Origin of the sequence: Agromyces humi (assembly GCF_009720255.1) — a bacterium.
Classification (GTDB): Bacteria; Actinomycetota; Actinomycetes; order Actinomycetales; family Microbacteriaceae; genus Agromyces; species Agromyces humi.
Window position 1 is genome coordinate 21201 of sequence record NZ_WJSP02000010.1, and the last position, 16544, is coordinate 37744.

General features: G+C 69.4%; 2 protein-coding genes and 1 pseudogene. All 3 read right to left on the minus strand.

Going from position 1 to position 16544, the window contains the following annotated elements; genetic code table 11:
* Positions 1-22 precede the first annotated feature (22 nt).
* The gene (locus tag GH736_RS02345) at positions 23-9538 is read right to left on the minus strand and encodes a VWA domain-containing protein (protein ID WP_159599893.1); all 9516 of its coding nucleotides are present in this window, start codon (positions 9536-9538) and stop codon (positions 23-25) included.
* Positions 9539-9878: 340 nt separating this feature from the next.
* Positions 9879-16256 (minus strand): prealbumin-like fold domain-containing protein, encoded by a 6378-nt coding sequence (locus GH736_RS02350; RefSeq protein ID WP_328596778.1) that lies wholly within the window; start codon positions 16254-16256, stop codon positions 9879-9881.
* Between the two features lie 162 nt (positions 16257-16418).
* Positions 16419-16544 (minus strand): annotated as a pseudogene (locus GH736_RS24815) (undecaprenyl/decaprenyl-phosphate alpha-N-acetylglucosaminyl 1-phosphate transferase); the annotation flags it as partial.

The following is a 16544-nucleotide window of genomic DNA, read 5'->3' on the forward strand; positions in this document are numbered from 1 at the left end:
ACCGCCCCGCCGGGTCACCGTCTCAGTCGCCGGACACCGTTCCCCGTCGCCGCCGGATGAGGACCCAGGCGACGCCCAGGCCGCCGAGGAGCATCAGGCCGCCACCGAACCAGAGCCAGGGCTCGGATGCGAAGCCGGTCACGGCGGTCTTCTGCGGCAGGCTCACCGTCACCGCGTCCTCGGCGCACTCGGTCAGATCGGGCACGTCATCGCCCGTGTCTGCGTCATCCCAGCAGACCTCACCGGTGTTGACGATCGAGGACGCCGTGGTTCCCGGTCGCACGTGCACGCCGAGCACGATGTCGGGCGCCGTCGTGATGTTCGGTCCCAGCACCCCCAGCAGGTCGCAGTGAAGCGTCCCGCCGTAGCCTGCCGAGTCCTTGCCGGTCACTTCGCAGTCCTCCCAGCGGGGGAACGCGGGGGCCGGATCCGTGGTGATCGAGTCCACTCGGAGGTGAGTGGGGATCGTGTCGAAGATCTCCACGGTGTCCGCGGCACCCGTGCCGACCGAGGTGACCCCCAGCGTGTACGAGAAGCTCGCGTCGGGCTTCGTCGACGTGACGCTCGCGGTCTTCTCGATGACGAGCTCCGACGGGCGCTCGATCGCACAGGTCGGCAGCGCCTGCGGGTAGACCGCCAGCACCTCCTCGCTCGGGTTGATCGAGAACGTGATCGAGGCCGGGTTCACCTGGTCGCGCCAGGGATAGGTCGGCACGGTCTCGTCGAGGATCAGGTCGAGGAACCTCGTTCCGGGCGTCGGCGGCGTGATCAGGTCCTGTTCGGTGATGGGGCGCCAACCGGGGAACGCGTACGGGATGCCGTTCGCGTCCACCGCAGCCCCCGGCCACAGGAGCCGGCCGGTGCGCGCGTCCCAGGGGATCGTCTCCACCTTCGTCTGCGTGCCGTCCGCCGAGACCCACGTGACCGTGATGTCAGCCGGGGCGACGTTGTCGGTGACCGAGATGTCGTAGTACAGCCACGGCACGTCGTTCACGCAGCGCACGTAGGCGCCCGAGTCGATCCGCTTCACGGGGACATCCACGTCGTCGCAGTCGTTCGTGGTGAACAGGTCGTCCTCGTCGACCTCAACGCACGCCTCGTTCGGGATCGGGTCGCTGTCGAGCGGCGGGATCACCGGGGGCGGGTCGTCGGGTCCGACGGCGGGCGGCGCGTCGACCGGCACGACCGTGAAGAGCACCGGGATGGTGATCGTCGTGATCGTCCCGGGGCCGAACGGCCCGGCCGCCGTCGCGCTGAACTGGTTGCCGACGGTGTTCTCGACGAAGTCGCCGCTGTCGGGATCGAAGGTCGCGGGCCCGGTGATCTCGAGCGTGTCGGGCAGCAGGTCGCTGACCACCACGTTCGTCACCGGCTCCGTGCCGTGGTTCGTCACGGTGAGCGTGTACTCGAAGGCATCGCCTTCCTCAACCGCCGTCTGGCCCTCGGGAAGCACGTACTCCTTGACGATGCCCACGTCGACCGGCTCCGCCACGTTCGTGACCTGGCAGTCGACGCGTGCGCCGAGCACGACCGTCGCGTCCGTCGGCTGTCCGCCGCGGACGCAGCCCCAGCCGCCGTTCTCGTAGAACTGCAGCAGCGGGTTCGCGAGGCCGGTCGCGTTCGGCGTCTCGGACAGGCTGTAGGTGCCCGTGGGGACGGTGAACACGAGCTGGCCGCTGCCGATGCCGCCGACGTTCACGAGGCCCGCCGCCAGCAGGTTCCACGCGTTCGCCTGCAACGGGGTGAGCCCGCCGAGGTCGATGTTCGCGAAGGCCGAGTTGTCGACGAACTTCTGCAGCCCGATCTGGCCGACCGGGATGTTCGTGCAGTCGTCGAGCTCGGTCACGATCGTGCCGTTGCCGAACGTCGCGCCGTTGAAGAAGCCGTTGCCGGTCTCGGAGGCCACGCAGTCCACCGTGTCGATCGACTGGATGTTCGCGACGAACGCCTGGATCGTGATGGTCCACACCTCGGTCGTGGCCGCGGCGATGAGGTCGCCCGTGGTGAGCGTCGTGTCGGTGTCGCCGTTCCACGAGGCGACGACGTCACCGTTCGGATCGGTGGCCACCGCACTCGTGATGACGACGCCCGCCGGGAAGGCCGGCGTGTCGCTCAGGTCGTAGAACAGGTCGTCATCGCTGTCGTTCGTGACGGTGATCTCGTACTCGACCTCCCAGTTGCCGAGCCCGAGGTTCGTCGCCGGGCCGGTGACGAGCTTCTCGGCCGTCGCCTGTCCCGGCTCGTCGCATGCGCTCACCTCGTTCGGCAGTCCGTCGACGGTCAGCGTGCCGACGTTCCGGAAGCCGCCCTCCTCGACGGTCTCCTGGCTGCACTCGGTGGTCTGGTCCTCCCATGCCTCCTCGGTCACGGTCGCGCCGACGGTGATCGTGTAGACGTGGGTGGTCGCCGCGGGCAGCACCACGTCGTCCGCCAGCGTCGCGGTCGTGGTCGCCGGCAGGTCGTCCCAGCTGCCCGATGCTCCGTCGGGGCCGGTCCAGGATGCCTCGTCGACCGTGATGCCGGAGCCGAACAGGTCGAGGTCGTCCTCGAGGTCGTAGGTGAGCGGCGACACCCCGCTGAGGTTCTCGACCTCGAGGGAGTAGACGATCACCCAGCTGCCGTCGGGCAGCTGCTCGGTGGAGGACACCGTCTTGTCGACCGTGTACTCGGCGGGCTTGGCGGTGTTCACGATCTCGCAGGTCACCGTCTGGCCCGGCTCGAGCGTGACGTCGGCGCCCTCGAGCTCGGCCGGCGTGTTCGGGTCGGTGCTCGTCACCGTGCAGACCCAGTCACCGCCCTCGAACTCGTCGGCCTCGGGGAAGTCCGCGGACTCGCCGAGCGTGTACGGCGTGTTCGAGTCGACCTCGCCCGTGGCGCCGCCGGCGCCCGAGAGCACCTCGGTGTCCCCGTCGGAGGCCGTGAGCGTCCAGAGGGTGGGCGGGAAGTCGCCCGCGACCTCGGCCGGCTCGACGGTCTTCACGAGCGTGAGCTTCGGTGCGACATCCGTGTTCACGATCTCGCAGTCGACGCTCGCGCCGAGCTGCGTGACCGTGAGCGTGGCGTTCGTCGCGCCGTCGGTCGTCGACAGGGTGAACGCGTCCTCGCCCTGCGGCGAGGTGCACGACCAGGTCTGCGAGACCTCGTACGCGACGCCGTCCTCCCAGACGGTGGACACCTCGTTGAGCGTGTAGCCCGTGTCGACCAGCACCGAGCCGGTGGCCGAGCCGTCACCGCTGAAGGTGTCGGCGTCGTCGCCCACGTTCGTGCCGCTGAGGGTCCAGTCGGCCGCTACGGCGTCGCCGCCGTGCGCGTTGTCGACGATCTTCTCGAGCGTCACCTCCTGCTCGCAGTCGACCTCGTTCGTCACCGTGAACACGTTGTGAGTGTCGACGAGGGTCTCGAGGCCGGTGCCGTCGGTGCCGACGAGCTCGCAGCCCTCGGGGATGACGACGTCGGTCTCGTCGATCGACACCTCGTCGTCCTCGACGTAGGGCCCGTACTCCTCGCCCCAGGCGACCGGATCGCCGTCGAGCGTCGGCGTGGCCTCGAAGCCCTCGGGCAGCGCATCGCTGTCCCAGGCGATCGGGTCGCCGCCGTCGATCACCCAGAGCTTCTGGAGCTCGACCACCACCGGGACGTCGAAGCAGGCCTCGGACTCGTAGTCGTCGCCCGAGACGACGAGCGCGCCGTTCAGCAGGCCCTGGCCGCCCTCACCGTCGCAGCGGTGGGAGGCGTCGCCGGGCACGTCGTCCACGGTGAAGGACACCACGACGTCGAAGGTGTGGGTCACGCCGCCGGGCAGCGCCTCGTCCTCCACGACGGTGTCGTCGGTGGAGTCCGCGCCATTCCAAGCGGGGTTCACCGTGACATCCGCGCTGCTGATCTCCCGGTCGACGATCGTGACATCACCCGTGAAGTCGGGCGTGTCGCTGAGGTCGTAGACGAGGCCCTGGTCGGCGCTGAGGTTCCGCACCGTGATCTGGTAGCCGGCCTCCCAGTGGTCGCCGGCCCACACGACGCCGCCGACCGTGGTCTTCACGACCTCGGGCTGGGCGGGGAGGCCGCAGCCGGTGTCGGTCTGGGTGGTGGTGCCCGAGGTGAGGGACGCCTCGTTGAGGAATCCGACGTTCGGCTCGCCCTCGGTCGCGTCACAGGTGCCCGTGGTGGGGTCCGCGAACGCGTCGGCGTCGACCGTCGCCGTGACCGTCACCGTGTAGGTGTCGACCTCGTCGATGCCGATGATCTTCGGCGAGCCCACGATGGTCTCCGTCGGGTTCGCCTCGGGATCGGCCCAGTCGCCCTCGTCGCCCTCGCCCGCCCACTCGGCCGAGAGGATCTCGACCTCGGGGCCGAAGCGCAGCGTGTCGCTGAGCGTGTACTTCGTGATGAAGTCGGCGTTGCCGGTGACCGTCACGTCGTACACGGCGGTCCAGACGCCGTCGCCGTCCTGCGTCACGGTCGGGTCGCTCTTCACCACGGTCGGCACGCCGCCGTCGGTGATGTCGGTGCACTCCTCGTCGTCGCGCACGATCTCCCCGCTCGTCAGCACGGCCTCGTTGAAGAAGCCCTTGCCGGGAGCGGGTGCGGCGACGGTGCACTCGAGGTCGGCCTCGGGCACGCTGCCCGAGGGGACGTCGACGTTCAGCACGATCGTGAAGACGTCGGTCTCGCCGGCTGCGATCGGCTCATCGGTCGCGACGACGATGTCGGTCGTGCCGTCATAGGCCACGGTCGGGCCGCCGTCGATCACGTAGGAGTTGTAGATCACGCCCGCGGGGAACTGCGGGTCGTCGATGAGCGAGTAGAAGCCCGGCTTGGACCCCGGCGCGGTGTTGGCGACCGTGAGCGTGTAGCTCACGTTCCAGCTGCCGTCGGGCTGCTGGACTGCCGTCGCCCCGGTCTTCGCGATCGTGGGCGCGCTCGGGTTGTCGCACGCGGTGTCGGTGGTGTCCTCGCCGCCGACCGTGAGCACGGCGGCGTTGTTGAACGCGCCGTCGCTCGCGTCCGACGGACAGGCCGTCTGCGCCGGGGTGAGGTCGGGGCCGTCGAGGGCGATGCCCGTCACGGTGATCCGATACGTCGTCGAGGCGTTCCCCGCGAGGTACGCGTCGACGGCGAGGTCGCCGGACCCGGCCCACGACGTGGGGTACGGCGCGCCGTCCTTCGTGACGGCATAGCCCGCTCCGCTGAGGTCGATGCCCGCACCGAAGTGCAGTTCGTCGGCCAGGGAGTACGTGCCGCCGAACGCGTCCGTGTTCGTCACGACGACGTCGTAGGCGATCGTCCAGAGGCCGTCGGCGCCCTGCGACACCGAGCCGAACACCACGGACTTCTCGTGCACGATGTCGGGGGTGTCCACGGTGACGCAGCCGGTGGCATCCGTCTCCTGGTTGCCCGAGAGGAGCGTGGCCGTGTTGTTCAGGCCGTTGTCGGACGGGCAGGTGTAGGCCGGGTCATCCGCCCCGATGCGCACCGTCACGGCGATCTGGTAGACGTGCTGGTCGACCCCGGGGGTTCCCGGGAGCGAGACGCCGTCGGCGAGCAGGGTGTTCGGCGCGAGCCCGGTCCAGCCCACCACGGTGGGCACCGGCGACGACACGACGCTCGCGGTGCCGACGACCTCGGCCGAGGCCGGCAGGTCGAGGGCGTCCTCGAGGTCGTAGATCACGCCGATCGTGGCCGACGGGTTCAGGACGGTGATCGTGTACGGGAGGGTCCACGTGCCGTCGCCGTTCGCGACCGCAGCACCGCCCACCTTCGTGATCGTGGGGTTCACCGGCTCGGCACAGGCGTCGTCCTCTCCGACGGTCTGGCCGTTCACCGACAGGGTCGCGGTGTTCAGGAATCCGCCGTCGTCACCCGAGGTCGGAGCGGGGCAGGCCAGCTCGTTGTCGGGGTCGGCGAAGGCGCCGGCGTCCACCTGCGCCTGCACGACGACCGTCCAGGTGTCGGTCGCACCGGCGGGCAGGGACCTGCCGGCGGTGAACGTCTGCACGCTGCCGAAGCCGCCGGCGAACGGATGCGACGGGCCGCCGTTCGGCTCGGCGTAGTCGGCGTCGAGGATCGTGATGTCACCGCCGAAGCCGAGCTGGTCGGCCAGCCCGTAGGTGACCGGCGCGAAGGCGCTCGGGTTCTTCACGTCGATCGTGTAGGTGATCGTCCACGTGCCGTCGGGGTTCATGACCGGGACGGCGACGTTCTTGACGACGGTCGGCGTGAACGGCTTCAGCGTGTTGGTCACGACGCAGGCCACCGAGTCGCCGGCGCCGAGGGCGCCGACGGCCGGGCCGGGCACGTTCGCGCCGCCGTTCTTCGAGCACTGCCAGGTGCCAGCCTGGAACTGGTCCGCGTTCGGCAGCGCCGTCGACTCGGCGAGCGTCAGTGCCACGCCGGCGGGCACCGTCACGAAGCCGGGGGTGCCACCGGCACCGGATGCCACGACGGCGGCGGTGTCGTTCCGGGTGGCGCTCAGCGTCCAGGCCGTGTCGGGTGCCACGCCGCCGGTGACCACCTTGTCGAGTGACAGCTTCGGCGGGATCGGACGGTTCGTGATCACGCAGGTCGCGCTGTCGAGCGCCGGGAGGGTGACGGTCGTCGTCGTGACGTAGGTGCCGTTCGGACCGGTGTCGCACTGGATGGAGACCTGCTCCCAGCCGGCGGGGCCACCGGACTCGGAGATCGTGTAGGCCTTGCCCGGCCGGACCGAGATCGTCTGGCCCGTGGTGACGGTCTGGGCGTCGAGCCCGGGGATCGCCGGGGCGCTCGGCGTGGCCGTGAGGCTCCACGCGGCCGGGTTCGCGGTGATGCCGTCGATCGGCTGGAGGGTCTTCACGAGGGTGAGCCGTGCGGTCTGGTTCACCGCGGTGCACTGCACCCAGTTGCCGAAGCCGACGTTCACGCCGCCGTTGAGACCACCGGCGTTGCCGCCGGTCGGCTGGCCGTTGGCATCCAGCGGAACGCACGCCCAGCTGCCAGTGGAACCGGGCACCGAGAGCACCGGGTCGCGGTTGTCGAGCTGCGTGTAGCGCGGATCGCCGCCCGACTCGGCGAGCGGGTAGACCACGCCCGGCGTGATCGTGCCGGTGACGCCGGAGCCGCTGTCCTGGCCCTCGGGGAACGCGAGGGCTCCACCGCCGGGTGTCAGGGCGTCGAGCGTCCAGAGGTTGGTCGGCACGGCGTCGTCGGCGACGTCCTTGCGCAGGGTCAGTCGCGTCGGGCACGTCACGGTATTCGTGATCTGCACCGAGTTCGCCCCGGCCACGAGCTGGAGCTGGTAGGGGTTCGTCAGGGGCACGTTCGTGCCGCTGCCGTTCACCTGCGTCACCGTCTTGCTGACGACCGTGCAGAGGGTCGGCAGGGCACCGAGGGTCTCGTTGATCGGGATGGTCTGCCCGGCGGAGAATCCGCCGACGACGTTGCCGAAGCCGGTGCCCTGGCCGTTCACCACGGCGTTGCCGGTGAGGGCGGGGTTCTGGCCGTGCGGGATCGCCGGCTGACCGTTGATCGCCCAGAGCTTGTTCACCACGACCGTGGCCGCCGGGTTCGGCGCCTGGTTGTAGAAGGTGCAGCTGACCGCCGTGCTCGGGCTGACCGGCACGTTGACGCCCGGCTGCCCGGGCACGGTGTTGTTGTTCGTCACGCCCGCGATGATCGGCTGGGCGGGATCGCTGAGGTTGCGACAGACCGCGTTGAGGCCCGACTGCGGCAGGCCCGTGAATCCGGCCTGCATCGTCTCGCGGATCACCACGGTCCCCGTGGTGGTCCCGCCCGTGAAGTCCAGCGGGTAGTTGATCGAGCCGGTGCCCGCGCCGGTCTGCCCGTTCGCCGGGTTCGGGGTTCCGACCGAGACGCCTGCGGAGGGGTTGGTGGCGGAGATGGCCCAGCCCCCGGTCGGCTGCGCCTGCGCGATCGTCCCGCCCGGCGGCACGACCTGCTTCACCACGCTCACGGATCCCTGGCAGTTGCCGAGGGCGAGCTGGCGGAGGGCCGCTCCTGCCGCGGCGTAGTTCTCGGTCTGGTAGTAGTCGGCCGTGCCGGCATTGCTGCCGTTGTACGCCGTCGCTCCCGAGATCGCTCGCAGGTTCAGCGCGGTGTCGGCATTGCTGACGCCGTTGCCGACGCCGAGGGCGATGACGCGGGTGTTCTCGGACTTGATGGCGTTCGCCGAGAAGATGGCGTTCTCGACCTCGCGCATACGGGTGAAGTCGCCGGGCGCGGTCTCGGAGCCGTAGATCGTCGGGTTGCCGTCGGTGAGGATGATCGCGACGTCGTAGGCCGTCGGCGAGACGGCGACCTGGTGGAGGCCGCGATCCCAGTTCGTGGTTCCGTTCGTCGGTGCGGTGAGCCCGTTGATCCAGCCGTTGACCGTCGCCGCTCCGCCGGCCGTCGACACCGGGGTGATCGGCCGGTTCTGGTTGTTGCTGTTGTTGGCCGGGGCCGAGGCGGCGAAGGTGAAGAGGCCGACGCGTGACGGCGTTCCCGTCAGCGAGTCGACCAGTGTCACGCCGGCCGCGCGGGCCTGCGCGATGAAGGGGTTCACCGAGCCGGAGAGGTCCATGATGAGCGCGACGTCGAGGCCGCACTGCTGCGGGGCGGCGATGTTGTTGCGCGACGTCTGCCAGACGCCTCCGGATGCGTCGCGGTTGGTGTTGCCCGAGCTCACCATGAACTCGGCCGGCGGGGTGGTCGTGTACGTCTGGCCCTGCCGGATCTGCCAGGTGCCGCCCTGAAGCAGGCCGACGCGGAAGCTGTAGCTCGTGGCCTCGTTGTCGCCGCCGAACGCGTCACCCGTGCGCAGGCTGGGGTTCGTGAAGTATCCCGCGGGCGCGGCGATCTGCCGCACCCACATCTGGCGGTCTCGGTTGAGGCCGCCCGGATCGGTGTCGGGCACGACGAAGCTGCAGTCGCCCGCGGCATCCGCGGTACAGCTGAAGAGGAGCGTGCCGCCCGTGCGGGCGGTGTAGAGACCGAGCTGCACGCCCGGGAGCGCGGAGATCGAGTTCGGGTCGGCGGTGCTGCGCACGTCGCCCGTGCGAACGGTGATGACCGCGCTGTCGCCCGTGGCCGGGGGGACCGCGAAGACGCCGACGTCGGCCTGCACGTCGTCAGGTGCCGTGGTGCGCTGCTGCGGTGCGTCGGTCGGCTCGTCGGTCTCCGGTGTCTCATCGGTCGACGTCTCGTCCGACGTCTCGTCCGACGGCTCGTCCGAAGGCTCCTCAGTGCCCTCGGCCGGAGTCTCCGTCGACTCGGCCGGGTCCGTCGCCGGATCCGTCGCGGGGTCCGTCGCGGCGGAGGACTCCTCGGTCGGTGCGACGGTCGTCGTCGCCTCCGAGGTCTCGCTCGTCGACGCATCGGTCCCCGGATCGTCCGCCGGATCCGCGAAGGCCATCGTGGGCAGTCCGATCGCCAGCATGCCCGCGACCGCCACGGCCGCCACGGCCCCGCGGAACGTGCGCCTGCGCCGCTCGACCCGCTCTCGACGGCTGCGGCGCGTCGTGGAGGCGCCAGTGGATGAGGAACGGTCGAACAAGCTGTCCATGGTTGTCGAACCTTCGCGTCGGGGGGTGGCGCAGATCTGAGGATTGCGCAACTGCGCCGAGTCAAGCAGAGCGAACGGGGGACACGACAGGGTGCGCTCGACACCAATACGGGGGACAAGGTCCGTTTCGAAACCGCGTCTGATCAGGCATTGCAAGCACTTGTCACCCGAAGACGGGGTACCTGTCCCCCGTCACTCGCGTCCGAGGGCGAGGGACTTCGGGGGACATCGGCGTCACGGCGGGCGTTCCCGCCACCATCCGGTTCCGCCCCGCGCCCGCACCGCGCGCCGAAGGGGCCGGCGCTCGCGCGCCGACCCCTTCGGTTCGTTCCCCCCGGCCTCAGGCCCGGATGCGCCCCTCCCGGCGGCGTCGGATGATCGTCATGCCGACGAGCACCGCACCCAGGAGGGCGAGCACGCCGCCGCCCCAGGCGAAGGGCGTGACGTCGAATCCCGTCGAGGCGATCGCCGCCTGCTTCACCGGCACGTCGACGGTGTCGTCCGCACACGGGATGACGGCTTCCGCGTCGGCCGGTGCATCCGCGTCGTCCCAGCACACCTCACCGGTGTTCGAGATGGACGTCGCGTGGCTCGCCGGGTTCACGTGCACGTCGAGCGTGATCGGCGGCGCCGTCGTGAGGTTCGGACCGAGCACTCCGAGCAGGTCGCAGTGGAGCACGCCTCCGTAGCCGGCGCTGTCGGTTCCGGTCACCTGGCAGTCCTCCCAGCGCGGGAATGCGGGTGCCGGAGCGGTGGAGATCGAGTCGACCCGGAGGTCGGTCGGGATCGCGTCGAAGATCTCGACGGGCTCCGCGCCCCCGGTTCCCACCGAGGTGACCTTCAGCGTGTACTCGTAGTCGCCACCGGGCGCCGTCGACGAGACGCTCGCCGTCTTCTCGATGTCGAGGTCGGGAGGACGCACGATCGCGCACGCCGGCAGGGCCTGCGGGTAGGTGACCAGCACCGCCTGGCTCGGGTTGATCGAGAAGGTCACCGTCGCGGGGTTCACCATGTCACGCCACGGGTACGTCGGCACGGTCTCGTCGAGGATGAGGTCGAGGAACCTCGTGCCCGGCGTCGGCGGCGTGATCAGGTCCTGCTCGGTGATCGGGCGCCATCCCGGGAACTGGTACGGGATGCCGTTCGCGTCCACCGCGGCACCGGGCCAGAGCAGCGGCTCGTTCCGGTCCTCCCACGGGACCACGACCTCGTAGGTCAGCGTGCCGTCGCCGGAGACCCACGTCACCGTGATCGGCCCGGGCGTGACGCTGTCGGAGACCTTGATGTCGAGGTACAGGTACGGCACGTCGTTCACGCAGCGCGGGTAGGCTCCGGCGTCGATGGCCTTCTGCGGCACGTCGACGTCATCGCAGTCGTTCGTCGAGATGAGGTCGGCCAGGGCTCCCTCGGTCGGCGTGATCGCGACGCAGGCCGCGTTCGGGATGTCGCCGAGGTCGACGGGCTCCACCACGGGCGGCGGGTCGTTCGGTCCGACGACGCCGGGCGCCTCGACCGGGGCGGGCTGGAGCATCGTGACCGGGATGCGCACCGTCACGACGTCACCGGGTGCGAACGGTCCGACGCCGTGGGCTGCGAACTCGTTGCCGACGGTGGACTCGCTCCAGCTGCCGAGTCCGTCGAAGGCCGCAGCACCGGTGATCGCGAAGCGGGCATCGATCGTGTCGGCGATGTCGAGCTCGGACACCGGGAGCGTCCCGTTGTTCCGCACCGTGAGCACGTAGTCGAACTCGTCGCCGGCGTCGACCGCGGTCGCCCCCTCGGCCAGCTCGTACGTCTTCTCGAGGCTGACGTCGACCGACTCCGCTTCGTTCTCGACGGCACAGCTCGTCAGGTGACCGAGGGTGACGGTACCGACGTCACCGGTGTCGACCTTCGCTCCGCCGTCGACGCCGCACAGCCAGTCGCCGTTGAAGTAGTAAGCGAGGAGCGGGGAGTCGGCCTTCGCCTCGGAGATCTTCTCGAGCAACGAGTAGTCACCGGTCGGGACCGTGAACACCAGGCCGGAGTCACCCTTGACGAGCAGCGTCTCCAGCTTCGGGGCGTTCTCCCCCGTCAGGTTCCAGTCGCCCGGCGTCAGCACCGAAAGCGATCCCGGCGTCACCCCGCCGAGGTCGATCCGACTGAGGATCGCCTCGAGGGCCGAGTTGTCCACCGTCTTCTGGAGTTGGATGCGCCCGACCGGGATCGTCGCGCACGCGTCGACGTCGGTCACGATCGTGCCGTTGACGAGCGTGGCCCCGTTGAAGAACCCGTGGCCGCTCGTCGAGGCGAGGCAGGTCACGTCGTCGAGCTCGGTGACGTTCACCACGTTCGCCACGACCGTGATCGTGTAGGTGTGCACGTCGAGTGGTGCGATGAGCTCGTCGTCGGCGAGGACGGTGACGTCGTCACCGTTCCAGTCGGACGTGTCGACGCCGGCGTCGTTGGTCGCGACCGCGTCGCCGTCATCGATCACGACACCAGCGGGGAATCCGAGTTCGTCCTCGAGGTCGTAGTACAGATCGAGGTCGGCGCTCTCGCTCGTCACGACGACCTGGTAGACGACCTTCCAGTCGCCGTTGCCCAGGTTCTCGGGAGATCCGACGACCTCCTTCGTGACGGTCGTGCGTCCCGGCTCGTCGCAGGCGGTGGCGGCCTGCGGCTCACCCTCGCCGACGGTCAGGAACGCCGTGTTGCGGAACCCGCCCGGCTCGGTGTCGCCCGGCTGGCAGCGGTCCTGGCTGGTCTCGTAGACCTGCTCGGGCACCGTCGCGTTGATCGTGACGATGTAGGTGTCGGTGCCGGATGCCGCGACCGACGTGTCGCGCGCCAGCACGAAGTTCGACGCCTCGGCGTCCCAGTCGTCGGCTTCATCCGAAGGTCCGGTCGCGGAGGAATCGTTGATCACGACGCCGACGCCGAAGTACGGCTCGTCGTCGAGGTCGTAGACGAGCGGCGCGACCGGGCTCTGGTTGGTGACCGTCACCTCGTAGACGAGGTCCCAGGTGCCGTCGGTGTTCTGCTCGATCGACGTGAGGTCCTTCGTGATCACGCCGGTCGGCGCCACGACGTCGTTGGTGACCTCGCACGTGAGCGAGGCGCCCGGCGTCGCGACGAACTGGTTGCCCGTTGTCTGGGGGTCCATGTCGGTGCAGACGACCGCGCCACCGGTCCAGCCCACGGGCAGGTCGCCCTCCGTGACCGTGTACACGGTACCGATCGCGAGGTTCGTCCACGTCACGCTGTCGGTCTCGTCACCGGTTCCCGACACGGCCTGCTCGGCTCCCGGAAGCACGCCGTCGGCCGGCGAGATCGTGAGCGGGAAGGCCCACTCGAATCCGTCGGGGACGCCCGCCACGTGCTTCGTGACGGTGACGTCGCCGGGCTCCGCCGTGTTCGTGATCGTGCAGCCGAGCGAGAGGCCGGGCGTCACGAGGAACTGGAATCCGGCGAGCTGCGCATCCGCATCCTCGACGTCGCCGCCGTTGCAGACGAAGTCGCCCTCGTTCCAGCCGCCGACGTCGCCCTCGGTGAGGGTGTAGGTCTGGCCGACCACGAGGTCGTTCCAGCTCACGCTGGAGTCACCCTGCGTGACGTGCTGCGTCGCGTCCTGGCCGGTGACCACCGGCGAGATCGTGATCGCGAAGTCGAACGGGTAGCCCTGCGGCACACCCTCGACGATCTTGCGCACCGTCACGTCGCCCGACTCGGGAACGTTCGTATAGGTGCACGTCACGGTCTGGCCGGCCGCGAGCGTGATGTCCGCCGTGGCATCCGTGACCTCGACTCCACCGTTCGGCGAGCAGGCGAGGCCCTGGAGCTTCCAGTCGGTCGTCGCCGACTCGTTCACCGTGTAGGTGCCGGGAAGCAGCTGCCCGAAGACCTTCGCCGGGTCACCGTCGGTGAGCGTGAAGCCCGCCGCCGGGGCGTTCGGCGCGTCGAAGGTGAACGGGAAGGCCACGGATGCGCCACCGGGGATCGAACCGACGCCCGGCACCACCTTGTCGATGATGATGGTCGACAGCTCCGTGTTCGAGTACGTGCACGTGATCGTCTCGCCCGGGTCGAGGTCGATGAGCCCCTTGAGCGCGTTCCCCTGGTCGATGGACGAACCGCCGTCGGCTCCACCGGCGCGCGATTCCACGCAGCCGACGAGCTGACCGACATGGGTGTTCGTCAGCAGCTCCGTGACGCTGTAGCTGCCGGCGACGACGTTGTCGTAGGTGTTGGCGCCGACACCACCGGAGGTGGTGACGCCGAAGCTGCCGATCGAGGGATCGCCGGCCCAAGGCCAGGTGCCCGTGAACTGGAAGGTGCCATCAGCACCGTCGATGTTCTTGACGACGATGATCTTGCCCTTGGCGGTGTTCGTGATGTCACAGGCGAACACGTCGCCCGCCTGCACCGTGAACCCGCTCTCGGTGACCGGCTGCGAGGCATCGCTGCCCGCGTGCTTCACGGTGCAGACGAGCTCCCCGGCGACCCAGCCGTTGCCGGGGTTCTTCTCCGCCAGGGAGTAGGTCGTTCCGGGCACGAGGTTCGCGAACGTCGTCTCGGCCGACCCGCCGCCGGCGGGAGTCGCGATCATCTGCTCGACCGGTGCGCCCGCGGGTGCGAGCGGCGTGAGCACGAAGGTGAAGGTGCCGCTTGCGCCGACCGAGGTCTTCGTGATCTTCGCCGAACCCGGCGCGGCCGTGTTCAGCACGGTGCACGAGAGTGTGAAGCCCGGCGTGACGATGAACTGGTCTCCGGCCAGGTTCGGGTTCGAGTCGGGGCCGCAGTCCACGCCTCCACCGGTCCACCCGGCCGGCAGCTTCTCCGTGATCGTGTACTCGGTGCCGACGTCGAGGTTCTTCCACGTGACGCTGTCGGTCGTGTTCCCCGAGCCGCTCACCGTCTGGGTGGCACCGGGGGTCACCCCGGCGCTCGGCGTGATCGTGAGGTCGAACTCCCAGTCGGTTCCGGATGCGACGCCCGCCACGGTCTTCGTGACGGTCACCTCGCCGGGGGTGGCCACGTTCGTGAGGTCGCAGGTGACCACGAGACCCGGGGTCACGGTGAACTGCCACTTCGTTCCGGGAACGCGCTCGCCGACGTTACAGGTGAACCCCTGCGTGGTGTACCCGGCGACTGTTGGCTCGCTCAGCGTGTAGGTCTGGCCGACGATGAGGTCGGTCCACTTGGCGGTCGGCGTCTCGTCGGACAACGTCTTGGGGTTCTGCTGTCCGCCGGGAACCGGGTCGATCCCGATCTGGAACGCCCAGTCGTCGGCGCCCTCCACGTGCTTCGTGACGGTGACCTCGCCGCGCGTCGCGGTGTTGAGCACGGTGCACGTGACCGTCTCGCCCGGGTCGAGGGTGATGTTGATCGGCGAGTCCGTGGTCGGGTTCTCCGAGGTGCAGGTCATGCTCGTGACATCCCACCCGGCGAGCGCCGCCTCGGTGAGGGTGTAGGCGCCGGGCTTGACCTGGTTGAAGGCCTTCTCGCCGCCGTCCTTCAGCGCGAAGCCGGGCTGGCCCGTCAGCGTGAAGTCGAACGAGGTCGTCGAACCGTCGGGGTTGGTCTCCTTCTTGACGATGATGTTGCCGCGCTGCGTGTTCGTGTAGGTGCACGTGACGAGCTCACCCGGTTCGAGGTGGATGCTGGCGACGCCCGTCGCCACATCGCCCGTCGAGGCGACGCCCGTGGCGTCGTCGGTGCAGGAAAGGCTGGTGAGGTCGTACGCCGGTGCCGGCGTCGTCTCGGTCACCGTGTAGTCGCCCGGGGCGACGCTCGTGAAGTCCTTCGACCCCGTCTTGACGTCTCCGGTCGTGGTGATCTGGAACGGACCGCCGGGGATCGTCGTCGTGAAGTCGAACGTGCCGTTGGCCCCCGCGACATTCTTGATGATCCTGATCGCGCCGTCCTGCCGATTGGTGAACGTGCACTCGGTGATCTGCCCGGCGACCGTGGTCACCACGGCGGTGCCGGTCGCGAGGGTGGTGGTCGCCGGCGTCGAGCAGGTGAGCGCCGTGAGGTGCCAGGCCGGCGTGCCGGGCTCGGGGAACTCGTTGATCGTCACGGTCGAGCCGGGCACGAAGGAGGTGACCGGCGAGCTCGTGCCGCCGTCGACCTTCACGGGCGTGCCGTTGATGGCGAAGTCGAACGTGGTCGGGTCGCCCTGGGCGACCTTGGTGATCTTCACGCCGGACGTGGAGTTCGTGATGACGCAGGTGGTGGTGGCACCGACGAAGAGCTTGAACGGCTGGTTGGTGTACGTCTCGACCTGGTTGGTCGAGGGGTTCGTCACGGTGCAGACGGTGGACTGGTGCACCCACGGCTGCCCGGAGTCGACGGTCTCAGCGAGCTGGTAGTCGGTGCCGGCGAAGACGTTGCCCCACGTGTGGGTGTCGCCGACGCCGATCGGCGCGGCGATCGCGTTGTTGTTGCCCTGGGGCAGCACCGGGCCGGTCAGCGTGCCGTCGTGCACGATGCCCCCGCCGGTGCGGGTCACGGTGTAGTCGAAGACGTCGTCCGACGTGGCGTCGGCCGGGTTCGCGACCTTCTTCACGACGAGGCTGCCGCAGTTGGTGATGGTCAGCGGGTTGGACGACTTCAGCATGTCCTGCAGCGTCGCCGTCTCGTTATTGCCGGTGCGGGTGATGAATCCGGCGTCGAGGAACGTGCGACAGGCGCCGTCGCTCGGCAGGAGGTTCGAGGCCGTCAGGTCGACCGCCATCTCGCCGAAGGTCGCGTCGTTGCCCGTCGTGTTGGTGTCGGTGTTCTTCCCGACCGCAGCCTGGTAGACGATCGGGGTTGCGATCGGCTCCCAGCTGTCGCCGTCCCAGCCCAGCACGCGGATCGACGTGTTCGGGTTCCCTGACGGGTCGTAGTTGAACTCGATGAGGTCGACTCCTGCGACGAGCCCGTCGAGGCCGTCGATGAAGTTGATCGCGTTCATGACCAGCACGATCGTGAACACCGTGATCGTCGCGCTCATCCACGAGGAGCCGACCGTGATGCCGCC